The organism is Microbacterium sp. NPDC060117, from assembly GCF_042729315.1.
Classification (GTDB): Bacteria; Actinomycetota; Actinomycetes; order Actinomycetales; family Microbacteriaceae; genus Microbacterium.
Window position 1 is genome coordinate 994,647 of the sequence record NZ_JBHWXR010000002.1, and the last position, 24,861, is coordinate 1,019,507.

The 24,861-nt window shown below is 70.2% G+C and carries 25 protein-coding genes; 6 read left to right on the forward strand and 19 right to left on the reverse strand.

Annotated features, from left to right (window positions below; translation table 11 throughout):
- The 11 genes from atpD to prmC form a co-directional block, all read right to left on the reverse strand.
- A complete protein-coding gene (gene atpD / locus ACFWCK_RS10925; protein WP_233310706.1) occupies positions 1-1,437 on the reverse strand; it encodes a F0F1 ATP synthase subunit beta in 1,437 nt (478 codons plus the stop codon).
- Positions 1,438-1,460: 23 nt separating this feature from the next.
- The gene (locus ACFWCK_RS10930; protein ID WP_233310705.1) at positions 1,461-2,360 is read right to left on the reverse strand and encodes a F0F1 ATP synthase subunit gamma; all 900 of its coding nucleotides are present in this window, start codon (positions 2,358-2,360) and stop codon (positions 1,461-1,463) included.
- Between the two features lie 21 nt (positions 2,361-2,381).
- On the reverse strand, positions 2,382-4,022 hold the full coding sequence (gene atpA, locus ACFWCK_RS10935) for a F0F1 ATP synthase subunit alpha (RefSeq protein WP_378805815.1): 1,641 nt from the start codon (positions 4,020-4,022) through the stop codon (positions 2,382-2,384).
- Between the two features lie 50 nt (positions 4,023-4,072).
- Positions 4,073-4,861 (reverse strand): F0F1 ATP synthase subunit delta, encoded by a 789-nt coding sequence (locus ACFWCK_RS10940; RefSeq protein WP_378805816.1) that lies wholly within the window; start codon positions 4,859-4,861, stop codon positions 4,073-4,075.
- Positions 4,861-5,415, reverse strand: coding sequence for a F0F1 ATP synthase subunit B (locus ACFWCK_RS10945; RefSeq protein WP_378805817.1), 555 nt, complete (start codon positions 5,413-5,415; stop codon positions 4,861-4,863). The genes ACFWCK_RS10940 and ACFWCK_RS10945 overlap by 1 nt, the downstream gene beginning before the upstream one ends.
- Positions 5,416-5,443: 28 nt before the next feature.
- On the reverse strand, positions 5,444-5,680 hold the full coding sequence (gene atpE / locus ACFWCK_RS10950) for an ATP synthase F0 subunit C (protein ID WP_045251710.1): 237 nt from the start codon (positions 5,678-5,680) through the stop codon (positions 5,444-5,446).
- Between the two features lie 49 nt (positions 5,681-5,729).
- Positions 5,730-6,515: a F0F1 ATP synthase subunit A gene (atpB, locus tag ACFWCK_RS10955; RefSeq protein WP_378805819.1), complete on the reverse strand. Its 786-nt coding sequence runs from the start codon at positions 6,513-6,515 to the stop codon at positions 5,730-5,732.
- Between the two features lie 121 nt (positions 6,516-6,636).
- The gene (locus ACFWCK_RS10960; protein WP_233310699.1) at positions 6,637-7,170 is read right to left on the reverse strand and encodes a hypothetical protein; all 534 of its coding nucleotides are present in this window, start codon (positions 7,168-7,170) and stop codon (positions 6,637-6,639) included.
- Entirely contained in the window at positions 7,167-8,312 is a 1,146-nt protein-coding gene (locus tag ACFWCK_RS10965; RefSeq protein ID WP_378805821.1) for an MraY family glycosyltransferase, read from the reverse strand. Before ACFWCK_RS10965 ends, ACFWCK_RS10960 begins: the two co-directional genes overlap by 4 nt.
- Positions 8,313-8,334: 22 nt before the next feature.
- Positions 8,335-9,009, reverse strand: a complete 675-nt coding sequence (locus ACFWCK_RS10970) for an L-threonylcarbamoyladenylate synthase (protein WP_233310697.1) — start codon at positions 9,007-9,009, stop codon at positions 8,335-8,337.
- Positions 9,010-9,118: 109 nt separating this feature from the next.
- Positions 9,119-9,976, reverse strand: coding sequence for a peptide chain release factor N(5)-glutamine methyltransferase (gene prmC / locus ACFWCK_RS10975; protein WP_378805822.1), 858 nt, complete (start codon positions 9,974-9,976; stop codon positions 9,119-9,121).
- 138 nt (positions 9,977-10,114) lie between these two features.
- Between prmC and cysK the strand changes: the two genes are divergently transcribed.
- Positions 10,115-11,053 carry a cysteine synthase A gene (gene cysK / locus ACFWCK_RS10980; RefSeq protein WP_378805823.1) on the forward strand — a complete coding sequence of 313 codons (939 nt, stop codon included), beginning with the start codon at positions 10,115-10,117 and terminating at the stop codon, positions 11,051-11,053.
- Positions 11,053-11,637 carry a serine O-acetyltransferase EpsC gene (epsC, locus tag ACFWCK_RS10985; protein WP_378805824.1) on the forward strand — a complete coding sequence of 195 codons (585 nt, stop codon included), beginning with the start codon at positions 11,053-11,055 and terminating at the stop codon, positions 11,635-11,637. The genes cysK and epsC overlap by 1 nt, the downstream gene beginning before the upstream one ends.
- Before the next feature lie 5 nt (positions 11,638-11,642).
- Here the strand turns inward: epsC and ACFWCK_RS10990 are convergent, their stop codons facing one another.
- Positions 11,643-12,065 carry a hypothetical protein gene (locus ACFWCK_RS10990; RefSeq protein ID WP_233310693.1) on the reverse strand — a complete coding sequence of 141 codons (423 nt, stop codon included), beginning with the start codon at positions 12,063-12,065 and terminating at the stop codon, positions 11,643-11,645.
- 59 nt (positions 12,066-12,124) lie between these two features.
- Here ACFWCK_RS10990 and ACFWCK_RS10995 point away from each other — a divergent pair, with 59 nt between their 5' ends.
- Entirely contained in the window at positions 12,125-13,189 is a 1,065-nt protein-coding gene (locus ACFWCK_RS10995; protein WP_378805825.1) for a DNA polymerase IV, read from the forward strand.
- Between the two features lie 63 nt (positions 13,190-13,252).
- On the opposite strand, the gene ACFWCK_RS11000 is transcribed toward ACFWCK_RS10995, so the two are convergent.
- On the reverse strand, positions 13,253-14,221 hold the full coding sequence (locus tag ACFWCK_RS11000; protein WP_378805826.1) for an NAD(P)-dependent alcohol dehydrogenase: 969 nt from the start codon (positions 14,219-14,221) through the stop codon (positions 13,253-13,255).
- 143 nt (positions 14,222-14,364) lie between these two features.
- On the opposite strand from ACFWCK_RS11000, the gene ACFWCK_RS11005 reads away from it, so the two are divergent.
- Positions 14,365-15,012, forward strand: a complete 648-nt coding sequence (locus ACFWCK_RS11005) for a TetR/AcrR family transcriptional regulator (RefSeq protein ID WP_378805827.1) — start codon at positions 14,365-14,367, stop codon at positions 15,010-15,012.
- A 46-nt stretch (positions 15,013-15,058) separates the two neighbouring features.
- Here ACFWCK_RS11005 and prfA read toward each other — a convergent pair whose 3' ends face one another.
- The 5 genes from prfA to lysA all read right to left on the reverse strand — a co-directional run bounded on the left by prfA (position 15,059) and on the right by lysA (position 22,109).
- Complete coding sequence (gene prfA, locus ACFWCK_RS11010) at positions 15,059-16,138, reverse strand: peptide chain release factor 1 (protein WP_378805828.1); 1,080 nt, start codon at positions 16,136-16,138, stop codon at positions 15,059-15,061.
- 46 nt (positions 16,139-16,184) lie between these two features.
- Complete coding sequence (rho, locus tag ACFWCK_RS11015) at positions 16,185-18,158, reverse strand: transcription termination factor Rho (protein WP_378805829.1); 1,974 nt, start codon at positions 18,156-18,158, stop codon at positions 16,185-16,187.
- Between the two features lie 197 nt (positions 18,159-18,355).
- Positions 18,356-19,291 carry a homoserine kinase gene (thrB, locus tag ACFWCK_RS11020; RefSeq protein ID WP_233310749.1) on the reverse strand — a complete coding sequence of 312 codons (936 nt, stop codon included), beginning with the start codon at positions 19,289-19,291 and terminating at the stop codon, positions 18,356-18,358.
- 23 nt (positions 19,292-19,314) lie between these two features.
- A complete protein-coding gene (locus tag ACFWCK_RS11025) occupies positions 19,315-20,634 on the reverse strand; it encodes a homoserine dehydrogenase (protein WP_378805830.1) in 1,320 nt (439 codons plus the stop codon).
- Complete coding sequence (gene lysA, locus ACFWCK_RS11030) at positions 20,631-22,109, reverse strand: diaminopimelate decarboxylase (protein WP_378805832.1); 1,479 nt, start codon at positions 22,107-22,109, stop codon at positions 20,631-20,633. The genes ACFWCK_RS11025 and lysA overlap by 4 nt, the downstream gene beginning before the upstream one ends.
- Positions 22,110-22,256: 147 nt before the next feature.
- Here lysA and ACFWCK_RS11035 point away from each other — a divergent pair, with 147 nt between their 5' ends.
- Together ACFWCK_RS11035 and ACFWCK_RS11040 are read left to right on the forward strand one after the other, a co-directional pair.
- A complete protein-coding gene (locus tag ACFWCK_RS11035; protein WP_378805833.1) occupies positions 22,257-22,646 on the forward strand; it encodes a VOC family protein in 390 nt (129 codons plus the stop codon).
- Between the two features lie 220 nt (positions 22,647-22,866).
- The gene (locus tag ACFWCK_RS11040; RefSeq protein WP_378805834.1) at positions 22,867-23,898 is read left to right on the forward strand and encodes a YhjD/YihY/BrkB family envelope integrity protein; all 1,032 of its coding nucleotides are present in this window, start codon (positions 22,867-22,869) and stop codon (positions 23,896-23,898) included.
- 3 nt (positions 23,899-23,901) lie between these two features.
- Here the strand turns inward: ACFWCK_RS11040 and ACFWCK_RS11045 are convergent, their stop codons facing one another.
- Positions 23,902-24,861 (reverse strand): DUF2993 domain-containing protein, encoded by a 960-nt coding sequence (locus ACFWCK_RS11045; protein ID WP_378805836.1) that lies wholly within the window; start codon positions 24,859-24,861, stop codon positions 23,902-23,904.

Consider the following 24,861-nt stretch of genomic DNA (forward strand, 5'->3'; position numbering starts at 1 on the left):
TCAGGCGTTCTCCTTCTGGATGCGCGCCCAGTTCTCCTCGACGTCCGAGAGGCCGCCCACGTTGAAGAAGGCCTGCTCAGCGACATGGTCCATGTCACCGCGGCAGATCGCGTCGAACGACTCGATGGTCTCCTTGAGCGGAACCGTGGAGCCCTCGACACCGGTGAACTTCTTCGCCATGTAGGTGTTCTGGGAGAGGAACTGCTGGATGCGGCGGGCGCGTGCGACGACGATCTTGTCCTCTTCGGAGAGCTCGTCGACGCCGAGGATCGCGATGATCTCCTGCAGCTCCTTGTTCTTCTGGAGGATCTGCTTGACCGTGGTGGCCACGCGGTAGTGGTCCTCGCCCAGGTAGCGGGGGTCCATGATCCGCGAGGTCGAGGTCAGCGGGTCGATCGCCGGGTACAGACCCTTCGATGCGATCTCGCGCGAGAGCTCGGTGGTCGCGTCGAGGTGCGCGAACGTCGTGGCGGGGGCCGGGTCGGTGTAGTCGTCGGCCGGCACGTAGATCGCCTGCAGCGAGGTGATCGAGTGACCACGGGTCGAGGTGATGCGCTCCTGGAGCACACCCATCTCGTCGGCGAGGTTGGGCTGGTAACCCACGGCGGACGGCATGCGGCCGAGCAGCGTGGAGACCTCGGATCCGGCCTGCGTGAAGCGGAAGATGTTGTCGATGAAGAGCAGCACGTCCTGCTTCTGCACATCGCGGAAGTACTCCGCCATGGTCAGGGCGGACAGGGCGACGCGCAGACGCGTCCCCGGCGGCTCGTCCATCTGGCCGAAGACGAGGGCGGTCTTGTCGAAGACGCCCGCCTCCTCCATCTCTGCGATGAGGTCGTTGCCCTCACGGGTACGCTCGCCGACACCGGCGAACACCGACACACCACCGTGATCCTGCGCGACGCGCTGGATCATCTCCTGGATGAGGACGGTCTTGCCGACGCCCGCGCCGCCGAACAGGCCGATCTTCCCACCCTGCACGTACGGCGTGAGGAGGTCGATCGACTTGATGCCGGTCTCGAACATCGTGGTCTTCGACTCGAGCTGGTCGAAGTTCGGGGCCTTGCGGTGGATCGGCCAGCGCTCGGTGATCTCGATCTGCTCGCCGGGCTCGACGTTCAGGACCTCGCCGATCACGTTGAAGACCTTGCCCTTGGTGACGTCGCCGACGGGGACCGAGATGGCCTCGCCGGTGTCGCGCACCTCCTGGCCGCGGACCATGCCGTCGGTGGGCTTGAGCGAGATGGCGCGGACGAGGTCATCGCCGAGGTGCTGCGCGACCTCGAGCGTGATCTCCGTCGACTCCTCGCCGATGGTGATCGTCGTCTTGAGTGCGTTGTAGATGTCGGGGATCGAGTCGTGCGGGAACTCGATGTCGACGACCGGGCCGGTGACGCGAGCAACGCGGCCGACGACCGTCGTAGCGGTGGCAGTCATATTTCGTCTCTCTCCTGAGGGTCTTACTTGCTCGACGCCAGCGCGTCGGCGCCGCCGACGATCTCGGCGATCTGCTGCGTGATCTCCGCCTGGCGCGCGTTGTTGCGCAGGCGGGTGTAGTCGGTGATGAGCTTGTCGGCGTTGTCGCTGGCCGACTTCATCGCCTTCTGCGTCGCGGCCTGCTTGGCGGCGGACGACTGCAGGAGGGCGTTGAAGACGCGGCTCTGGATATACACCGGCAGGATCGCGTCGAGCACCGTCGCCGCATCCGGCTCGAACTCGTACAGCGGGTAGACGGCGCTCGAGGCGTCGGCCTCGTCCGCCTCCGCGATCTCGAGCGGAAGCAGGCGCACCGTCTCGGGCGACTGCGTCATCATGCTGACGAAGCGGTTGTACACGAGGTGGATCTCATCGACGCCACCCTGCTCGCCCCCGCGCTCGAACGCCTCCAGCAGCGCGGCCGAGATGGCCTCCGCCGTGTGGAACGACGGCGTGTCGGTGTCACCGGTCCACTCCGCGGCAGCCTCGAGGCGCCGGAACTGGAAGTAGCCGACGGCCTTGCGGCCGACGAGGTAGAACACCGGCTCGCGTCCTTCCGAACGCAGGAGCTCGGCGAGCTCCATGCCCTCGCGCAGGATCTGCGAGTTGAACGCGCCGGCCAGACCCCGGTCGCTCGAGAAGATCACGACGGCGGAGCGGCGGATCGTCTCGGGCTCACGGGTGAGCGGGTGGTCGACGTTGGAGTGCGTCGCGACGGCGGACACGGCCCTCGTCACGGCTCGCGCGAAGGGCGAGGACGCGTTGACGCGCGCCATCGCCTTCTGGATGCGCGAAGCCGCGATGAGTTCCATCGCCTTCGTGATCTTCTTGGTCGTCTGAGCAGAAGAGATCTTCTGCTTGTAGACCCTGAGTTGTGCGCCCATAGCTCTGAGAATCCCCCGCGATTACGCGCGGCGGCCCTTGACGATCTTCTCCTGGTTCACGTCGTCGACGTCCGCGGCGCTGTGCTCCTCGTGACCGGGAGCGCTGATGCCGTGGCCGGTGCCGCCCTGGAACTCGAGGAGGAAGGCGTCGGTGGCCGTCTCCAGCTCCGCGACCGTGTCGTCATCGAGGACGTTCGTCTCGCGGAGGGTGTCGAGCACCTTGGTGTTGCGACGCAGGTGATCCAGCAGCTCGCGCTCGAAGCGCAGCACGTCCTCGACCTCGATCGAGTCGAGCTTGCCCTTGGTGCCGGCCCAGATCGAGACGACCTGCTCCTCGACCGGGTACGGCGAGTACTGCGGCTGCTTGAGCAGCTCGGTCAGGCGCGCACCACGAGCCAGCTGACGGCGCGAAGCCTGGTCGAGGTCGGACGCGAACATCGCGAAGGCCTCGAGCGAGCGATACTGCGCGAGCTCGAGCTTCAGCGTTCCGGAGACCTTCTTGATCGACTTGACCTGGGCGTCACCGCCGACGCGGGACACCGAGATGCCCACGTCGACCGCCGGACGCTGGTTCGCGTTGAACAGGTCGGACTGCAGGAAGATCTGGCCGTCGGTGATCGAGATCACGTTGGTCGGGATGTACGCCGAGACGTCGTTGGCCTTGGTCTCGATGATGGGCAGGCCCGTCATCGAACCGGCGCCGAGCTCGTCGGACAGCTTCGCGCAGCGCTCCAGCAGACGGGAGTGCAGGTAGAAGACGTCGCCCGGGTAGGCCTCGCGGCCCGGCGGACGGCGCAGCAGCAGCGACACGGCACGGTAGGCCTCGGCCTGCTTCGACAGGTCGTCGAAGATGATCAGGACGTGCTTGCCGCCGTACATCCAGTGCTGGCCGATGGCCGAGCCGGTGTAGGGGGCGAGGTACTTGAAGCCCGCCGGGTCGGACGCCGGGGCGGCGACGATGGTGGTGTACTCCAGGGCGCCGGCCTCTTCCAGCGCGCCCTTGACGGAGGCGATGGTCGAGCCCTTCTGGCCGATCGCGACGTAGATGCAGCGGACCTGCTTGTTGACGTCGCCGGACTCCCAGTTGGCCTTCTGGTTGATGATCGTGTCGATCGCGATCGCGGTCTTGCCGGTCTGGCGGTCGCCGATGATCAGCTGACGCTGGCCGCGGCCGACCGGGATCATCGCATCGATGGCCTTGATGCCGGTCTGCATCGGCTCGTGCACGCTCTTGCGCTGCATGACGCCGGGCGCCTGCAGCTCGAGCTCGCGGATGCCCTCGGTCGCGATCTCGCCGAGACCGTCGATCGGGTTGCCGAGCGGGTCGACGACGCGACCGAGGTAGCCGTCGCCGACCGGCACGGAGAGCACCTCACCGGTGCGGGTGACCTCCTGGCCGGCCTCGACACCGGCGAAGTCGCCGAGGACGACCACACCGATCTCGTGCTCGTCCAGGTTCAGCGCGAGACCCTTGGTGCCGTCGGCGAAGGTCACGAGCTCGTTCGCCATGACGCCGGGCAGGCCCTCGACGTGCGCGATGCCATCCGCTGCGTCGATGACGGTGCCGACCTCGGTCGCCGTGCCGGACGTCGGCTCGTACGCGGCGACGAAGTCCTTCAGCGCGTCACGGATGACGTCGGGGCTGATCGAAAGTTCTGCCATTGTCTTCCCTTTGTGTTCGGGGTGCGCGGCTTCCCGCGCGAAGTCGTGTTTCAGCCCGCGAGCTTCTGCCGGAGATCGGCGAGGCGGGCGGCGATGCTGCCGTCGATGACGTCGTCCGCGACCTGCACGCGCAGGCCTCCGACGACGGAGGAGTCGAGCACCTCGTTCAGCGCGATCTGGCGACCGTAGCGACCGGCCAGCACCGTGCGGAGACGGTCGCGCTGAGCGGCGCTGAGCGGTGCCGCGGTGTGCACCGTGGCGACGATCCGATCGCGCTGCGAGGAGACGATCCGCATGGCGCGGCCGAGCAGCCGGCGCACGCGCCGCCCACGCGGCTCGCGCACCAGGGAGGTGACGATCAGCGCGGTCGCAGGATGCACACGGGTGTCGATGAGCTTCTGCACGAGTGCCGCCTTGGCCGCTCCCCCGCCCATGCGACTGCCCAGGGCCAGCTCGAGGTCGGAGTTGTCGGCCACCAGGCGCGACACCGAGAACAGCTCGCCCTCGATGTCCGCGTCCGGGGCGGCGATCGCCACGGCGCGCACGGCCAGCTCCTCGACGCCCTCGACGAGGTCGGCGGAGGAGGACCAGCGCTGCGACACGACCGTGCCGAGCACGTTCTGCGCGGCGGCGGAGGCACCGGCGAAGACGCGCGACGCGAGCGCCGCGCGGGCGTCGGCCGGGGCGGACGCATCGGCGAGCGCGCCGCTCAGCGCGGTCGACTCACCGATCAGACGCGACGCGGAGAACAGGTCTCCGGCGACGTCGAGGGTGATCGGCTGCGCGGCGGTCAGAGCGCTGCTCGACGCCTCGAGGGCCTGAGCGGTCGCGCTGCCCATTACTTCGCCGCCTCGGAGGCTTCGAGGTCCGCCAGGAAGCGGTCCACGACAGCCGTCGCGCGTGCGTCGTCGGAGAGGGTCTCGCCGACCACGCCACCGGCGAGGTCGAGAGCGAGGCCGCCGACCTCACTGCGCAGCGAGACGAACGCCGTCTGGCGCTCGGCCTCGATCTGCGCGTGCGCGGCCGTGGTCAGACGCGCGGCCTCGACGGCAGCGGTCTCCTTCGCCTCGGCGACGATCTTCTTGCCGTCCTCACGGGCGGTCTCGCGGATCGCGCCGGCCTCGGTGCGTGCCTCTGCGAGCTGGCGGGTGTACTCCTCCAGCGCGGCCTCGGCCTGCTTCTGAGCCTCGTCCGCCTTCGCGATGTTGCCCTCGATGGCTGCGGAGCGCTCGTCGAGCATCTTCGTGAAGCGCGGGAGGGCGATCTTCCACACCACGAAGAGGATGAGCAGGAAGAACACACCCGACCAGACGAGGTCGTACGTCTCGGGCAGGATCGGATTCTTCGGAGCCCCACCCTCGGCCGCGAGGCGCGTGACAAGAGCGTTCAGCATCCTGTCTCCTTCGGGATTCGGGGGCGGATTACGGGAAGGGGATGAAGCCGACGGCGATGCCGACGAACGCGAGCGCCTCGGTGAAGGCGATGCCGATCCACATCAGAACCTGCAGGCGACCGGCCAGCTCGGGCTGACGGGCGACACCCTCGATCGTCTTGCCGACGACGATGCCCACGCCGATGGCCGGGCCGATGGCGGCGAGGCCGTAGCCGATCGCCGCGAGGTTGCCGTTGACTGCTGCGAGAACCGTAGTAGCGTCCACGGGTTTTTCCTTTCGTTGTGGGCGGCAGGTTCGCCGCCCGCAGGGGTTGTCAGTGCTCTTCTGCGACCGCGAGCTGGATGTAGACCGCGGTGAGGACGGTGAAGACGTAGGCCTGGAGGACCGCGACCAGGATCTCGAAGACCGTGAACGCGCCGCCGAAGGCGAGGGTTCCCACACCGAGCGCGGCCCAGCCGCCGCCCGCCGTGAAGAAGAAGAACCAGGTCGCCGAGAAGCAGAGGACCAGGAGCATGTGGCCGACGATCATGTTCATCAGCAGTCGCAGCATCAGGGTGACGGGACGCAGGATGAAGGTGGACACGAGCTCGATGATCGCGACGATCGGAAGCGCGAAGCCCGGAACGCCCTGCGGGAACAGCGAGTTCTTGAAGAAGCGCCAGCCGTTGCGGCGGATGCCCGCATAGATGAACGTCACATAGCTGACCACCGCGAGGGTGAGCGGCACGGCGGCCACGCTGGATCCGGCGATGTTCAGGAACGGGATGATGCCCGTGATGTTGAAGAACAGCACCATGAAGAAGATCGTGGTGAGGATCGGCAGGAACCTGTCGCCGTCCTTGCGGCCGAGCAGATCGTGGGCCACGTTCGTGCGCACGAAGCCCAGGCCCATCTCGACGACGCTCTGGAACCGACCGGGGATGATCGTCATGCGGCGCGTGCCGAGCACGAGGATCAGGATGATCGCGAGGGTCGAGATGGCCTGCACCAACGTGATTCGGTGCACGGTCAGGCCGAAGATGTTGAACAGTTCCCCAGGGAAGAACTCGTCGATCGACGGGCCGTGGAAACCGCTGTCGTCGGCCAGTCGAGGAATCATGGTCGCAGCAAGATTAAACAGCGCGGGCTCCAACTTCGGGGCACCGGGGGCTACCGGGGCGTCGGTCGATGTGCTTCACAGCGCAGCGCTCGCGTGACGAGCGGGCTCGGATCCCAGCCTATCAGACGTGTGAGTTGCCTGAATCCGCGTCATGATCCTGCCCAGAGGCACTACGCTCCCCTGCCGACGGCGCGACGTCCTCGGGCGCAACGGTCGGAAGCGAGGCGTCGCTGACGACCGGGAGACGCATCTTCAGGAACACCGCCGCGTCGATCGCGAGCGAGACCAGCACCCCCGCGAGGAGCGCCCAGAAGAACACGACCGGCTCCAGCCAGGGCTGCCCGCGGAGCACCAGGATGAGCACGAAGAACAGCCCGAGCTTGAGGAACCAGCCGCCCATCACGATCGCGAAGAACAGCTGCACGTACAGCTCCTGGCCGAACCAGCGATTAGCGATGAGGATGCTGGCTGCGGTGATCGCCCCGAAGAGAACGGCGATGAGGGCGCCGATCAGGCCGCTCCACACGCCGGGGGCGCCCTTGAGCACTCCTCCGATGATCCCGGCGACGATCGCGAGCACGACGGCGGCGATCCCCGACGCGATGAGCGCCGTGCGCAGGACGGGAGTGCTGGTGACGGGGCTCGCGGAGCTCATTTCGTTTCCTTCTGGATGGCGCGCGGGCGCGACGGGATGAGAGTGACGACGAGGCACGCCGCGGCCCCGACGACGCCGAAGACCACACCGGCCGCGTACTCGCCGTACCAGCCCTCGCGCGACCCGATGTACATCAGCAGCACCGCGATCGAGATGATCGCGGTCCACGCGTAGAAGATGAGCACGGCGTCGCGGCCGCGGTGGCCGAGGTCGAGCATGCGGTGATGCAGGTGCTTGCGGTCCGGCGAGAACGGCGACTTGCCCGCGCCCATGCGGCGCAGCACCGCCAGGCCGAAGTCGAGCAGCGGCAGCAGCACCACCACGACGGGCAGCAGGATCGGGATGAACGCGCCGAGCAGCTGGGAGCGTCCGATCTGCGCGTTGGTGAGAACGGCGGGGTTCAGCTGCCCGGTGATGGCGACGGCGCTGGTCGCCATGAGCAGGCCGATGACGAGGGCGCCGGAGTCGCCCATGAACAGCTTCGCGGGGCTCCAGTTCATCGGCAGGAACCCGATGCACGCGCCGATCAGCACGGCCGCGATGAACGGGGCGAGGCTGAAGTAGCTGGACTGACCGATGTCGCGGGCGATGATGTACGAGTAGGCGAAGAACACGCCGTTCGCGATGAGGCATACTCCCGCGACCAGTCCGTCGAGGCCGTCGATGAAGTTCACCGCGTTCATGACGATGACGATCGCGAACATGGTGATCACGATGCTCAGCCAATTGGATCCGATCACGGGCTCCGCGAGCGGGAGCGAGGCGATCTGCAGACCGCCCACGATCGTGACCAGGCCCGCGGCCAGGAACTGCGCGCCGAGCTTGATCATCCAGTCCAGATCCCAGAGATCATCGATGACGCCGACGATCGCGATGAGCACGACGGCGCCCAGCACCGACCACATGGTCTGCGGCTGCGCCCAGATGATGTGGAAGAACGGACTGGCCGCGCTCGCGGCGAAGGCCGCCAGGATGCCGAGCAGCATCGCCACTCCCCCCAGGCGCGGCGTCGGCGTCGTGTGCACGTCGCGCTCGCGGATGCCGGGGTACAGCTTGAAGCGCAGGCTCAGCTGCCACACCGCCCACGAACAGGCCAGGGTCACGGCCGCCGTGAGGATCACGGTGAACAGGTACTGCTTCACGGGTCGCTCTCCTCCGCCGGGATCAGGGCTGCTCGTCGAGCAGGTCCCCGAGCACGCGGACGAGCTCCTCGCGCGAGACAGCGCCCTCGCGGAGCACGCGCACCTTCGCGTCCTCGCCACCGGGGCGCACGAGCGACGTCGCGTCGATGATCGTGGAGGCCACGCCCTTCGCCGCCGGTCCCGCGTCGAGGTAGACCTCGATGCTGTCGCCGAGCATGCCCCTGGCCTGCTCGACTTCGACGGCGGCCGGCTCTCCCGTGAGGTTCGCGCTGGAGACCGCGAGCGGACCCGTCTCCTCGAGCAGCGCGAGCGCGACCCGGTGGTCCGGCATCCGCACGGCCACCGTGCCGTGGGTCTCGCCGAGGTCCCAGACCAGCGATTGCTGCGCGGGGAGCACGATCGTGAGCCCGCCGGGCCAGAACTCGTCGACCAGACGCTGCACGGGCTCGGGCACGGACTCGACGAGCGCGGCCAGGGTGGCGGTGCTGCCGACCAGGACGGGCGGCGGCTGCTGGCGCCCTCGCCCCTTCGCGTCGAGCAGGCGCTGCACGGCGGCGGGGCTGAAGGCGTCGGCGCCCACGCCGTACACGGTGTCGGTGGGGAGCACGACCAGCTCGCCGCGGCCGATGGCCAGACGGGCCTGGCGCATGCCGGTGAGGATCTGATCCGCGTCGCGGCTATCGAAGAGGGAGGACATGACCGGCCCAGTCTACGGGGCGCGGCACCGTGCGCCCTGAGCAGGCATGCGAGTCGCCCGCGGTCGGCTTCCCGCCCCTGTCGGCGATCGCGGCCGATCGGTGATCCCGCTACGGCCGGATGGCCGTCGTCGCGCGGTCGCGCCGGGTCAGATCCTGGTGCGTCGCCATGGCGCGCCAGCCGTCCGCGGCGAGGAGCTCACGGATCGCCGCGCCCTGCACCTCGGCGTGCTCGAGCACGAGCGTGCCGCCGGAGTGCAGCAGCGCCCAGGCGCGGCGGCTGATCGCGCGCACCACGTCCAGCCCGTCAGGGCCCCCGTACAGCGCGAGCGCCGGGTCGTGCAGGCGCACCTCGGGGTCGCGCGGGATCGCGTCGTCCGGCACGTACGGAGGATTGGAGATGACCACGTCGACCGTGCCGTCCAGCTCCCCCAGTTCGGACCGGAGATCGCCGAGCACGAGAGAGAGATTCTCCTGGCCCGCCGTGTTCCGCAGCGCCCAGACGTGCGCCTCGGGCGAGAGCTCGACCGCATGCACCTGCGCGTGCGGCACCTCTGTCGCGAGGGCGAGGGCGATGGCTCCGGACCCGGTGCACAGGTCCACGCCGATCGGCACCGGCGAGGCCGCCGCGAGCAGCGCATCGATCGCGAACTGCGCGACGATCTCGGTCTCCGGCCTCGGCACGAACACGCCGGGCCCCACGGCCAGCTCGAGGTGGCGGAACGGCGCCGTGCCGGTGAGGTGCTGAAGCGGCTCGCGTGCCGCGCGGCGCGTCACCAGCGCGTCCAGCGCCGCCTCGTCCTCAGCGGTCAGCGCATCCCCGCGGATCGTCGCGGCCTGCACGCCGCCGCGGCCGAGCCCCAGGACATGTCCGGCGAGGAGCTCGGCGTCGACGGCGGGATCCGGGACGCCGGCGTCGCCGAGCATCGTGGCGGCACGGCGGAGGGCATCGGAGAGCGGCACGGGCATAGACGTCCAGCGTAATGCGGCCGTCACATTCACCGGGCCCACACCCCGCCGTCCTAGGCTGTGCTCGATCGTGTCCCCGTCGGAAGCGGGATGGGGTCGTCGCAACCGCGAAGAAGTGCGTCCATCGAAAGGTCCCTCATGGCAGGCATCCACTCCGACATCACCAGCACGTTCGGCAACACCCCGCTCGTCAAGCTGAACCACGTGACCGAGGGCCTCGGCGCCACGGTGCTGGTCAAGCTCGAGTCGTTCAACCCGGCCTCGAGCGTCAAGGACCGCATCGGCATCGCCATCGTCGACGCCGCGGAGGCCTCCGGCGAGCTGAAGCCCGGCGGAACGATCGTCGAGGCGACGAGCGGCAACACCGGCATCGCGCTGGCGATGGTGGGCGCCGCGCGCGGCTACCGCGTGATCCTGACGATGCCCTCATCGATGTCGAAGGAGCGCCGGGTCCTGCTGAAGGCGTTCGGCGCCGAGCTCGTGCTCACCGACCCGACGCTCGGCATGAAGGGCGCGATCGAGAAGCTGCAGGAGATCATCGCCGAGACCCCCGGAGCCGTCTGGGCGCGCCAGTTCGAGAACGCAGCGAACCCGCAGATCCACCGGGAGACCACCGCGCAGGAGATCCTGCGCGACACCGACGGCAACGTCGATGTCTTCGTCGCGGGCATCGGGACCGGAGGCACGATCACGGGCACCGGTCAGGCGCTCAAGGCGGCCAACCCCGACGTCAAGGTGATCGCCGTCGAGCCGACCGACTCCCCGCTGCTCAGTGAGGGCCACCCCGGACCGGCGAAGATCCAGGGCATCGGCCCGAACTTCGTCCCCGCGATCCTGGACCGCGAGGTCATCGACGAGATCATCACGGCCGGTTTCGACGAGTCGCTCACCACCGCCCGCGACCTCGCGGCGAAGGAGGGCCTGCTGGTCGGCATCTCCGCCGGCGCCGCCGTCGCCCAGGCGCTGAAGGTCGCCGCCCGCCCCGAGAACGCAGGCAAGACCATCGTTGTGATCGCCCCGGACACCGGCGAGCGCTACCTGTCCACGGCCCTCTTCGAGGACCTGCGCGAGGACTGATGCCGCACTCTGGCATGTCGTGGGTCGGGCGGATGCGCGAGGACATCGCATCCGCCCGGCTCCGCGACCCCGCCGCACGCGGCGGAATCGAGATCGCCCTGCTCTACCCCGGTCTGCACGCCATCTGGGCGCACCGCGTGAATCACGCCCTGTGGACGCGCGGGCTGCGCTTCCCGGCGCGGATGGGCTCGCAGGTCGCCCGCTGGCTCACCGGCGTGGAGATCCACCCCGGAGCCACGATCGGCCACCGCTTCTTCATCGACCACGGCATGGGGGTCGTGATCGGCGAGACCGCCGAGGTCGGCGACGACGTGATGCTCTATCACGGGGTCACCCTCGGCGGGCGCACCCGCGACGCGGGCAAGCGCCACCCCACGCTCCAGGACGGCGTCGTGGTCGGCGCGGGAGCGAAGATCCTCGGCCCTGTCGTCATCGGCGCCCGCTCCGCCATCGGCGCGAACGCCGTCGTGACGAAGGACGCCCCGGCCGACTCCGTTCTGACCGGCGTCCCCGCCCGGGCGCGGCCTCGTCTCGAGGGAGAGAGCACCGCCCGGATCCTGTCCGTGCCGGACTACTCGATCTGAGCGGATCAGCGCTTCTTGGCCGCAGCCTTCAGAGCGGCGGCCTCGCGCACCTCGCGCTTGATCAGCAGCAGCGGCAGCACGACCGTGCACAGCGCCGTGATGATCCAGACGACGACGGGTCCGAGGATCCAGCCGAGCGCGTCGGTGATCCGCAGGCCGCCGATCGGCAGCAGCACGACGATGAGCAGAGCCACGAAGGTGGAGATGATGCCGATCCCGCCCAGCAGCGCGGGAGCGTAGCGGTTGGCCATGGACGTGATCCACGGCGCGAGCAGGCTCTGCAGCACCGTGAAGATGAGCACGCACAGCACGAAACCCCACCACTTGCTCCACTCGATGGTGAAGCCCGTCAGCAGCAGATCGGCCACGATGAGGCCGAGCGCCGACGACGCCAGGAAGATCAGGGTGCGCGTGAAGAAGAGGCCCATGGCCGGAGCATAGCGCGGCCCAGGTGCGCGCCCTGCTCACGCCGCGTACTGTCGGGGGCATGCGCTGGGTGCTCCATGTGGACCTCGACCAGTTCATCGCGGCCGTCGAGGTGCTGCGCCGCCCCGAACTGGCCGGCCTCCCGGTCATCGTGGGCGGCCGGGGGGATCCCACCGAGCGCGCGGTCGTGTCCACGGCCTCGTACGAGGCGCGCGCGTTCGGTGTCGGCTCGGGCATGCCGCTGCGCATCGCCGCCAGGAAGGTGCCGGACGCGGTGGTCCTGCCCGTCGACGCCCCCGCCTACCTCGCCGCGTCGGCGGAGGTGATGGAGGAACTGCGCGCCCAGCCCGGCGCAGTGGTGCAGGTGCTGGGCTGGGACGAGGCCTTCGTCGGCGTCGAGACGGACGATCCCGAGGCGTACGCGCGCCGTCTGCAGCAGGCGATCCTGGACCGCACGCGGCTGCACTGCAGCGTCGGCATCGGCGACACGCTCGTGCGGGCCAAGATCGCGACCGGCTTCGGCAAGCCTCGGGGCGTGTTCCGCCTCACCGCCGAGAACTGGGACGAGGTGATGGGCGCGCGAGCCGTGATCGAGCTGTGGGGAGTCGGATCCAAGGTCTCGAAGCGCCTGCTCACCCTCGGCATCCGCACCGTGGCACAGCTCGCCGCGGCCGGCGAGGACGAGCTCATCTCCGAGTTCGGCCCGCGGATGGGGCTCTGGTACCGGGAGCTCGGACAGGGCGGGAGGTCGGCCGTCGTCGACGACACGCCCTGGGTCCCGCGCGGCCACAGCCGCGAGACGACCTACCAGACCGACCTCTCCGAACGGGCCGAGATCGAGCGCGCGGCCCTGGCGCTGCTCGATCAGGTGCTCGACGACGTCGCCGAAGACGGACGCGGCGTCATCGGCCTCGGACTCAAGGTGCGCTACGTCCCGTTCACGACGAAGACGTTCACGAAGCGGATCCCGGAGACCGCCGACCGCGGCATCGTCCGCGAGAGGGCGCAGGAGCTCATCGCCCGGATCGCCCCGGATCGCGCGGTGCGGCTGCTGGGCATGCGCGCGGAGATGGCGCTGCCGGACGACACCCGGGAAGGACGCACTCCGACACGCGGAGCGTGGTGACCGCCCTGTGCCTCGTCGCCGCCGACCGCGCCCGCGCGGACGGCAACCGCGTCGGCTCCCCGATCAGGCCGCGCGCTCGGTCCCGACCGCGACCTCCTGCGGGCGCAGGACGAGATTGCCGACCTTGCGACCGGAGTCGACGCGCGCGTGCGCCTCGGCGAGGCGATCGAGCGGAAGCGTCTCGTCGATGACGACGCGCAGCTCCCCCGATCCGACCAGGTCGAGCAGCGTCGCGAAGTCCTCGGCCCGCTCCGGGGCGGTCCCGGTCTTCACCGGGCCGCGCGCGGTGATCATCTCGCCGAGGCTCGCGACGGCGAGCAGCAGCCGTCCCCCCTCGGCGAGGAGCGACCGGCCGGACTTCGGGTTCAGCGCGCCGACCGTGTCGAACACGACGTCGAAGCGCTCGCCGCGATCCGCGAGCGATCCGATCGGATCGACCCGGTAGTCGATGACCCGGTCGGCGCCGAGCGCGGAGACGAGCCCGGCATTTCGCGCGCTCGTCATGGCGGTGACCTGCGCTCCGAAATGCTTCGCGAGCTGCACCGCATTCGTGCCGACCGCGCCGGAGGCGCCGATGACCAGCACGTGCTCGCCCGCTCGCACCGCGGCCTTGTCCCTCAGATAGTGCAGCGCCGTCGTACCGCCGAAGAGCACCCCGGCCGCATCGTCGAACGAGATCCCACCGGGGATGCGCACGAGCCGGGAGACGGAGACCGCGACGAGTTCGGCGTGCGCACCCATGCGCGCGCCCGCCATCCCGCAGACGCGTTCTCCGACGGCGAGCCCGGATGCCGTTGTCTCGCCGTCCGCTCGCCCCGCGCCGGCGGCGTCCGCGCCGAGCGCCTCGACCACCCCGGCGAAGACGATTCCGAGCACGGCGGCCCGAGGACCCTTCACCCCGAGCGCGAGCCTGCCCGGCAGAGCGAACCCGCGCGGGAAGCGCGCGCCGCGGATGCGGGCGTCGCCCGAGTTCACGGTCGCCGCCATCACCCGGACGAGGGCCTCGCCGCGACCGGCGACCGGATCGGCCACCGTCGCGATCCGCACGACCGACGGAGGCCCATATCCTTCCACCACACCTGCGCGCATTCTGTCCCCTTACGCCTGTAAGTCCGTGACCGCCACGATAGCCTTACACTCGTAAGGGCGCAAGTGTCGCCCAGAACGGAGCCGGCATGACCCCGCGCACACCGCTCAGCCGCGAGCGCATCGTCGATGCCGCGATCGAGGTGGCGGACGACGGCGGTCTCGTCGCCGTGAGCATGCGCAGCGTCGCCAGAGCACTCGGCGCTGAGGCGATGTCGTTGTACCACCACGTCTCCGGCAAGGAGGAGCTGCTCGACCTGCTCGCCGATGCGGCGTTCACGCAGATCCCGCTGCCGGAGATCGGCACGCCGTGGCGCACGGCGATGACCTCCCGCGCCCAGGCCATGCGCGACGTGCTCAAGAGGCACTCGTGGGCGCTCACGCTGCTCGAGTCACGGGCGAATCCCGGCGAGGCGGTGATGCGCCACCACGACCGGGTGCTCGGGCTGCTGCGCCGGGACGGCTTCGATCTCGCGCTGGCGGCCCACGCCTACTCCGCGCTCGACGCCTACATCTACGGTTTCGTGCTGACCGAGGTCAGTCTGCCGTTCGCGCCCGACACGGGACCTGACGCCTTCGCGGAGGGGCTGGAGCTGCCCGCGGCCGAGTACCCGCACCTCGCCGAGATGCTCGACCAGATGGTCCTCGGACACGACTATCGCTACGGCGACGAGTTCGACTACGGCCTCGGTCTCGTGCTCGACCAGCTCGAGCTGCGGCTGGCAGCCCAGGACTGATACCTCGGCCGCAGAGCGCGCAGCCAGCCACCAGAACCCGCTCGGCTCAGCCCTCGGCGCCGAGGGCGGCGAGCCTGGCCTCCTCGTCCGCGTGGATCGCGGATTCGATGAGCGGCTCGAGCGCGCCGTCCATCACCTGGTCGAGGTTGTAGGCCTTGAAGCCGGTGCGGTGATCCGCGATCCGGTTCTCGGGGAAGTTGTACGTGCGGATCCGCTCGGAGCGGTCCATGCCACGGATCTGCGAGCGACGCGCGTCCGAGGCCGCAGCGTCGAGCTCCTCCTGCTGCTTGGCGAGCAGGCGGGCGCGCAGCACGCGCATGGCCGCCTCGCGGTTCTGCAGCTGCGACTTCTCGTTCTGCATGGAGACGACGATCCCGCTCGGCACGTGCGTGATGCGCACCGCGGAGTCGGTCGTGTTCACGGACTGCCCGCCGGGGCCCGAGGAGCGGAACACGTCGATCTTGAGGTCGTTCTGATTGATCGCGATCTCGTCGGGCTCGTCGACCTCGGGGAACACCAGCACGCCCGTCGTCGACGTGTGGATGCGCCCCTGCGACTCGGTCGCCGGGACGCGCTGCACCCGGTGCACGCCGCCCTCGTACTTGAGGTGCGCCCAGACGCCCTGCGAGGGATCCGTCGAGGCTCCCTTGATCGCGACCTGCACGTCCTTGTAGCCGCCGAGATCCGACTCGGTACGCTCCAGCAGCTCGGTCTTCCAGCCCTTCGAGGCGGCGTACTGCACGTACATGCGCAGCAGATCGGCGGCGAAGAGGGCGGACTCTGCTCCGCCCTCCCCCGCCTTGATCTCCATGATCACGTCGCGCGCGTCGTCCGGATCCCGAGGGATCAGCAGGCGCCGGAGCTTCTCCTGCGCGACCTGCAACCCCTCCTCCATGCCGGGGATCTCCGCCGCGATTGACTCGTCCTCGCGGGCGAACTCGCGGGCGGTGTCGAGATCCTCGCCGGCGGAGATCCAGTCGTCATGCGCCTTCACGATGCGGCTGAGTTCGGCGTAGCGGCGGTTGACCCGCTTCGCCCGTGCGGCGTCGGCGTGCACCTCGGGGTCGGAGAGCTCCTTCTCCACCCTGCGGTGCTCGTCGCGCAGCGACTCGACCTGCTCGAACATGACGACCGGATCCCTCCCGGATGAGGCAGCGTTCAGGCTGCGCGGATCAGCGGATGCTGTTCTCGGAGGCGTGGCTGTGGCCGGTGCCGGAGGCCGGCTTGCCGAGCTGCGCGTTCTGCATCTGCAGCAGGAACTCGACGTTCGAGTCGGTCTCCTTGAGCTTGCCGAGGACGACCTCGAGGGCCTGCTGCGGGTCGAGCCCGGCGAGGGCGCGGCGCAACTTCCAGGTGATCTTGACCTCGTCGGGGCTCAGCAGCATCTCCTCGCGGCGGGTCGAGGACGCGTTGACGTCCACGGCCGGGAAGATCCGCTTGTCGGCCAGCGCGCGGCTCAGGCGCAGCTCGCTGTTGCCCGTGCCCTTGAACTCCTCGAAGATGACCTCGTCCATCTTGGATCCGGTCTCCACCAGCGCGGTGGCGAGGATCGTGAGGGATCCGCCGTTCTCGATGTTGCGCGCGGCGCCGAAGAAGCGCTTCGGCGGGTACAGCGCCGAAGCGTCCACGCCACCGGTGAGCACGCGGCCGGATGCAGGAGCCGAGATGTTGTACGCGCGGCCGAGGCGGGTGATCGAGTCGAGCAGCACGACCACGTCGCGGCCCAGTTCGACGAGGCGCTTGGCGCGCTCGATCGCAAGCTCGGCGACCGTGGTGTGGTCCTCGGCCGGGCGGTCGAAGGTCGAGGCGATGACCTCGCCCTTCACCGTGCGCTGCATGTCGGTGACCTCTTCCGGGCGCTCGTCGACGAGCACGACCATGAGGTGCACCTCGGGGTTGTTCTGCGCGATCGCATTGGCGATCTGCTGCAGCACGATCGTCTTGCCCGCCTTCGGGGGCGCGACGATGAGGCCGCGCTGGCCCTTGCCGATCGGGGCGACCAGGTCGATGATGCGCTGCGTGAGCTTCTCCGGCGCCGTCTCCAGGCGCAGACGCTCCTGCGGGTAGAGCGGGGTGAGAGCGGAGAACTCGACGCGATTCGCGGCGTCGTCGGTGCTCAGTCCGTTGACCGAGTCGACCTTCACCAGCGCGTTGTACTTCTGGCGGCCCTGCTGCTCGCCCTCGCGCGGCTGCTTGATCGCTCCGACGACCGCGTCGCCCTTGCGCAGGTTGTACTTCTTGACCTGGCCGAGCGAGACGTAGACGTCGCTGGGGCCGGACAGGTAGCCCGTGGTGCGCACGAACGCGTAGTTGTCGAGCACATCGAGGATGCCGGCGATCGGGATGAGGACGTCGTCCTCGCCGATCTCGGTCTCGAACTCGTCGACGTTCTGGTTCTGGCCGCCGCGTCGCTTGTTGCGCTGGCGACCGCGGGCGCTGCCGCCGTCCTCATCGATGTCCTGGGCGCCACCGCGGCCGCCCTGACCGCCCTGGTTGTTGTTCTGGCCGTTGTTGTTCTGGCCGTTGTTGTTCTGGCCGTTGTTGTTCTGGCCGTTGCCCTGGCCGCTGCTCTGGCCGTCCTGGCCGCCGTTGCGGTTGCGGCTGCGCGAGCGGGACCGGCTGCGGCTGCGGCTGGTCGTCTCCTCGCCTCCGTCCGCAGCGGTCTCGGCGGGCTGCGCGTCGGCGGGCGCCGGCTCGGCAGGCGCCTCCTTGGCGGCGGGCTCGGATGCGGCCTCGGCCGGTGCCGCGTCGCCGGACTCCGCCGGGGCGTCCTCGGTCTTCTTCGCACGGCTGCGGCGCGGGGCCTTCGCCTTCGGGGCCTCCTCGGCGGGGGCCTCGGCAGCGGGGGCGGCGTCGGCGCCGCCCGTCTCTGCGGGGGCCTCCTCAGCCTTCTTCGCGCGGCTGCGGCGCGGGGCCTTCGCCTTCGGGGCCTCCTCGGCCGCCGCCTCGGCGGCGGGCGCCTCAGCAGTGGAGGGCGCGGTCTCGGCGGCCTCGGCGGCCTTCGCGGCAGCGGTGGCAGTGGTCGCACGGCGCGGCGCGCGCTTGCGCGGGGCCTTGGGCGCGTCCTGGGCGGACGCCTGCTCGGGCTGCGACGTCGAGTCGACGCGTGCCGAGGTTTCGATCTGGGTCTCGGAGATGGTCTCCACGAGTACTCCTCTTGTAAGTCGTGGGAAATTCGACGCGCACACGGCAGATGCCGGGGCGCGACCGCACGATCATGCCGAGAACAGGCTGTCCCCTGCATGCCACCCGGAGAACACGCCCTCAGAGAGCTCGGTGACCGGCTCATGGTGCGGTTTCGGGTGCTGTGCGGCTGACGCGGGAAGTGCGTCGCGGGTCGGGATCACGATTGTGACGAAGAACCCTCCGCTCGTTCCCTCACTGTACCACCTCGCACATCGACGGCGACCATCTGCGGGATCCACGGAGTGTCCGTGACAGCGTCCGCGATCCGCACCGCCTCGAGGCGGCTGCCGGGCCCGTCGCACAGCACGAGCACGCTGGGGCCGGCGCCGGAGACGACCGCCGCGAACCCTTCCGCGCGCAGGGCGCGCACGAGCCGGTTCGTCTCCGGCATCGCGGGCGCGCGGTAGTCCTGGTGCAGGCGGTCGTCGGTGGCGTCCAGCAGCACGTCGGGGCTCTGCGTGAGCGCGGCGATGAGCAGCGCGGAGCGGGAGACGTTGAACACCGCGTCCTCGCTGGGCACCTGCTCGGGCTGCAGGCTGCGCGCCGCCTTGGTGGACATCGTGTAGCCGGGCACCAGCACCAGCGGCGAGACGCCGCGATGCACGAGCAGCTTCTTGTGCTGCGGTCCGCGCTCGGCCGTCCACGCGATCGTCAGACCGCCGAACAGTGCCGGCGCGACGTTGTCCGGGTGCCCCTCGAGCTCCGTCGCGAGGCGCAGCAGCGCGGCGTCGTCGAGCTCGACGACTCCCGCCAGCAGTCCTTGCGCGGCCAGCACGCCCGCGGCGACCGCGGCGCCGGAGGAGCCGAGGCCCCGCCCGTGCGGTACGCCGTTGCGCGCCACGAGACGGATGCCGGGCATCGTGACGCCCGCATCGGCGAAGACGTGCGCGATCGATCGGACGACGAGGTTGGACGCGTCGCGCGCGATCTCCTCGGCGCCGGATCCGGAGACCTCGACTTCGATCAGGCCCGGCTCGAGGGCGGTGACCTCGAGCTCGTCGTACATGCTGAGCGCGAGGCCCAGGGTGTCGAACCCCGGACCGAGGTTGGCGCTCGTGGCGGGGACGCGCACCTCGACGGTGCGCCCCGGCATCGGGCCGCTGGCAGCGTTCACCGTCACTCCCCCTCGACCCGCAGCACCGACACCACACGGGCGACGGCGTCGCTGTCGGCCAGGCGGGCGACGGTGTCGCTGAGCGCCTGCTCGGTGGCGCGGTGGGTGCCGATCACGATGCGGGCGGTGCTGCTCTGCTCGCCTCGCTCGATGGTCTGCAGCGCGGTCGCGATGGAGACGCCGTGGTCGCTGAGTATTCCGGCCACGGTCGCGAGCACGCCCGTCACATCGGCGACCTCGATGGTGATCTGGTAGCGCGTGGTGATGTGTCCGAACGGCGCGATCGGCAGGCTCTGCCGGGCCGACTCCCCCACGCCGACGCCGCCGGCGATGTGCCGGCGTGCGGCCGAGACGACATCACCGAGCACGGCCGACGCGGTCTGCACGCCGCCCGCCCCCGCACCGTAGAACATGAGCGGACCGGCGGCCTCGGCCTCCACGAACACGGCGTTGTTGCCGCCGTGCACGCTCGCCATCGGATGCTCGCGGTCGATCAGCGCCGGGTACACGCGCACCGAGACCGCGTCGCCGCCGTTCTCGGAGAGGCGCTCGCAGACCGCGAGCAGCTTGATCACGTAGCCCGCGCGGCGGGCGTCCGCGATCATGTCAGCGGTGACGGATTCGATGCCCTGGCGGTGCACGTCATCGATCGAGACCTGCGTGTGGAAGGCGAGGCTGGCCAGGATCGCGGCCTTCTGCGCTGCGTCGTACCCCTCGAGGTCGAGTGTGGGATCCGCCTCCAGATAGCCGAGGTCGGTGGCGATCCGCTGCGCCTCCTCGGCGCTCAGGCCCTGACGGTCCATGGAATCGAGGATGTAGTTCGTGCTTCCGTTGACGATGCCGAAGATCCGCTTGATCCGGTCGCCGGCGAGCGAGTCGCGCAGCGGACGGATGATCGGGATCGCCGCGGCCACAGCGGCCTCGTACGACACGGAGGCGCCGACCTGGTCCGCGGCCTCGAAGATCTCCGCGCCGTGCGTGGCCAGCAGCGCCTTGTTGCCGGTGACGACGTCGGCCCCGCTGCGCAGCGCCTGCAGCACGTAGCCGCGCGCGGGCTCGATCCCGCCCATGAGCTCGATGACGATGTCCGCGCTCTTGATCAGGGCCTCGGCGTCGGTCGTGAGCAGCTCCCGCGGCAGCTCCGCGTCGCGCGGGGCATCGACGTCGCGGACCAGGATCCCCGCGAGCTCGAGCTGCGCGCCGCTGCGCTCAGCGAGATCGCCCTGGTGCTCCAGGAGCAGGCGCGCGACCTGCGATCCCACGGATCCTGCCCCGAGCAGGGCGACGCGGAGGGGGCGGCGGGTGCCGTCGAGTTCCGTCATGCTTCTCCTTCTCCGGTGCGCGCACCGGTGCGCCCCTTCGTCCGCGGAGCGGCGATGCCGGCATCCCTGGAGAGGAGGTCGTCGAGGGTCTCCCCCCGCACGATCACCCGCGCGTGGCCGTCGCGCACGGCGACGACCGCGGGACGCGGGGTGTGGTTGTAGTTGCTGGACAGCGCGTGACAGTACGCGCCGGTCGCCGGCACCGCGAGCAGGTCGCCCGGGGTGACGTCGGAGGGGAGGTACTCGTGATCGACGACGATGTCCCCCGATTCGCAGTGCGAGCCCACGACCCGCGTGAGCGCGGGCGCTCCCGTGCCTTCGCGCGACGCGATGCGCGCCGAGTACTGGGAGCCGTACAGGGCGGGGCGCGCGTTGTCGCTCATGCCGCCGTCGACGCTCACGTAGAGGCGTTCTCCGCGGTCCCCGAGCGAGACCGCCTTGGTGGTTCCGACCTCGTACAGGGTCACCCCCGCCTGTCCGACGACGGCGCGCCCCGGCTCGAACGCGAGCGTCGGGATCGGGATGCCGCGCACCTCGCACTCGCGGGCGACCGCCTCGACGATGGCGGTGGCGAGCTCCTCGATCGGCGTCGGATCGTCGGCGGCGGTGTAGGCGATGCCGAAGCCGCCGCCGAGGTTGAGCAGGGGCAGCTCCCCGCCCTCGCGCAGCTCGGCGTGCAGCTCGACGACCCGCGACGCGGACTCGGCGAAGCCGGCGGATCCGAAGATCTGCGATCCGATGTGGCAGTGCAGACCGCGCAGCCTCAGGCTGGGGATCTCACGGATCCGCTCGACCAGCGCGGGCGCCGCCTCCAGCGGGGTGCCGAACTTCTGGTCCTCGTGCGCGGTGGCGAGGAAGTCGTGGGTCTCCGCGTGCACGCCGCTGTTCACCCGCAGCAGCACACGCTGTACGTACCCGTCCGCACCGGTGCCGCTGCTCTCGGCGCTGCGGCGCTCGGCGATCGCACCGAGGCGCTCGATCTCGATCGCGGAGTCCAGGATGATCGTCCCGACGCCGACCTCGACGGCGCGCTCCAACTCGGCGACGCTCTTGTTGTTGCCGTGGAAGCCGATCCGGGACGGCTTGACACCCGCGGCCAGGGCGATCTCGAGCTCTCCCCCGCTGCAGACGTCGACGCGCAGGCCCTCCTGGGTGACCCAGCGGGCGACCTCGGTGCTGAGGAACGCCTTGCCGGCGTAGTACACGCGCGCCTTGGTGCCGTGGGCGGCAGCCGCAATGTCGAACGCGCTCTTGATCCGGGCGGCGTGCGCGCGGACCTCGGCCTCGTCGAGCACGTAGAGCGGGGTGCCGAAACGGGCACGCAGCTCTGCAACACCCACTCCGCCCAGCTCCAGCTCTCCGTCGGCGTCGCGCCGCGCGGAGACCGGCCACACCCCCGGGGCGAGATCGTTCGGATCGGCCGGTTCCTTCAGCCAGTCCGGGGCGAGCGCGTCGTCGGGCGATGCGGAAAGCACAGGGCACCAATCGTCGTGTGTGTCTCGGATATTCGAGCCCGGCCCAGAGCGTGCCGAGTTCTGAGAATTCTAAGGCACCGCGTCGGCCGGGCCCGACGGGTGTGACGCCGCGGGGCGCTCGGACAGGTCGTCTGATTGGATGGCCGGATGCGCGGATTCCATCACGTCGAGCTCTGGGTGCAGGACGTCACACGTTCCGCCCCCGGATGGGACTGGCTGCTCGGACGGATCGGCTTCGCGCCCGCGGAGACCTGGGCTGAGGGCCGCTCGTGGCGGAACGGAGACACCTACCTCACGATCTGCTCGGCCCCTGCCCTGCACGGAACCGGCCACGACCGCCGGCTGCCCGGACTGAACCATCTGGCCTTCCACGGCGGGTCCCGGAGCGACGTCGACCGACTGATGGCCGCGGCACCGCAGCACGGCTGGAGCGCCTTGTACGTCGACCGATACCCGCACGCCGGCGGCCCGGATCACTACGCGGGGTGGCTTGAGAACAGTGAAGGATTCAAGGTCGAGGTCGTCGCGGAATCCTGAGACCCGGCGGCGCCCGCGGTGCCCTTCCGTCGGAGATGTGCGCTTCGATCGGAGGAATTCGAAGACTATCTCCGACGAGGAAGTACGACTCCGCGCTCTCCGTCCCGCGACCTCGGCCCGTTCAGCGCGCTTCTGCGAGGTGAGGCGACACGGAACGGGCCCCTCGTCACGGGCTTTCGAACCGGCATCCGCGTCTCGCTACGCTCGGAGGATGGGCACTATGACCGCCTCCGAGCGCACTCCGGCACAGAAGCCCTGGCTGCCGCGCACGATCGACGCGCTGCTGGGCCGCGTGCTCCGCTGGCGCGTCACACGCGCCTGGCTGCTGTACTCCGAGAAGCACGGGCCGTCCCTGGCCGACGGCATCACCTACCGCGCGCTGTTCAGCCTGTTCGCCGCCGTCCTGCTGGGGTTCTCGGCCGCGGGGCTGTGGCTCACGGGCAATCCCGAGGCCCTCGCCGCTCTCGTCCGGACCGTGGACGCCGCTGTCCCGGGGCTGGTCGGCCACGGCGGCCTCATCGATCCGAACAGGATCGCCGCACCCGCCGGACTTTCGGTCGCGGGTGTCGTCTCGCTCGCGGGACTCGTCGGCGCGGCACTCGGCGCGATCGGGTCGCTGCGCATCGCGCTGCGCATGCTCACCGGCGCGCTCGCCGACGACGTGCAGTGGTACTGGGTGATCGCTCGCAACCTCGGGCTTGCGCTCGGCATCGGAGTCGGCTTCGCCCTGAGCGCGGCCGCCACGGTGGTCGGTTCGGTCGGCCTGGACCAGATCGCGGAGCTGCTGGGCCTCCGGCACTCGCCCGCGACCGCGTGGATCGAGCGGATCCTGTCGCTCGTCGTCGTGTTCGCGCTCGACACCGCGCTCATCGCCGCGCTGTTCGCGGTGCTCTCCGGAGCGCGCGCGGACGCCCGCACTCTCTGGGCGGGGTCCGCGCTCGGCGGCCTCGGTCTTCTCGTACTGCAGCAGTTGTCCACGCTCTTCGTCGGCGGAGCCGCGTCGAACCCGCTGCTCGCCTCCTTCGCGGCGCTGATCGCGCTGCTGCTGTGGCTGAACCTGTCCGCGCAGGTCGTGCTGCTCGCGAGCGCGTGGATCATCACCGGCGTCGAGGATGCGGAGGACAGGGCGACCGGCAGGCCTCGTTCGTTCGCCGAGCGGCGCCTGGACCGGGCCGAGCGGCTGCTGACCGCGACCACGGCCGAGCGCGACGCAGCGCGCGAGCAGGTCACGACGGAGCACGCCGGATCCTGACGGCTACGACGCGGGACAGGTCCCGTTCTCGAGCAGCTTCGGGTCGGTCGTGATCGCACTGTCCGCGGAGAAGGTCGCCACCAGCGCGCCGGCATCCACGCGAAGTCCGCTCAGGTGCACGCCCGCCGGCAGCCGGTCGGCGATGCAGAGCTTCTGCGTCGCGAACAAGGGCTTCAGTGCCGCCCCGAACGGGGTCGATGCGATGGTGTCGGGATCGACGGTGAGCGCGCCGATGGTCGCCGAGGTCGGCGTGAAGGTGAGCTCGCCGCCCGCAGCCCCCGGTGTCAGCGCGAGCGCGAGCGGCACGGTGGCGCCGAAGAGCTTGACGGATCCGGTCGCCTTGACGTCCTCTCCGTCCAGCGTCACGGACTCGATCGGCGTGGATCCGGCAGCCGCCGTGATCGCCTTCTCGAGCTGATCGGCTGTGATGCGGAAGGTGCCCTTCGCGGCGCCGAGCGCGCCGCCGCGGATCGGCACGCCCGTCGCATCGACCTGGACGGCGCTCGTGATCGGACCGATCGCGACGCTCTTCGAGGAGATGCGGACGTCGTCCAGCCGACCCGCGACGAGCTGCGGCAGCACGATCCCGCCCACGTTCACGTCCATCCGCTGGTCGGCGGGGAGTTTCAGCGCCGTGATCACCTGCGAGCGGATCTGCTGCGCGACGACGGCGCGCGCCACGAACTCGCCGCCCACGACGAGGGCCGCGAGCACGACCACGACGATCCCCAGCACCCACGGCCAGCGCGCACGCCGGCGCGGCGGTGGCACGGCGACCGGCGCCGACGGCAGCGGAGGTCGAGGCGGGAGCCCGGCATCGACCGAGGCGCCAGGCGCCGCGCCCCCGACAGCCGCCGTCGCCTGCGACCCGCCGGTCGGCGGCAGCGGCACCGTCGGACGCTCGGAACCGAGGTCCCGCGGATACGGCTCGGTCGGATGCGTGCCCTCCTCCGCGCCGCTCAC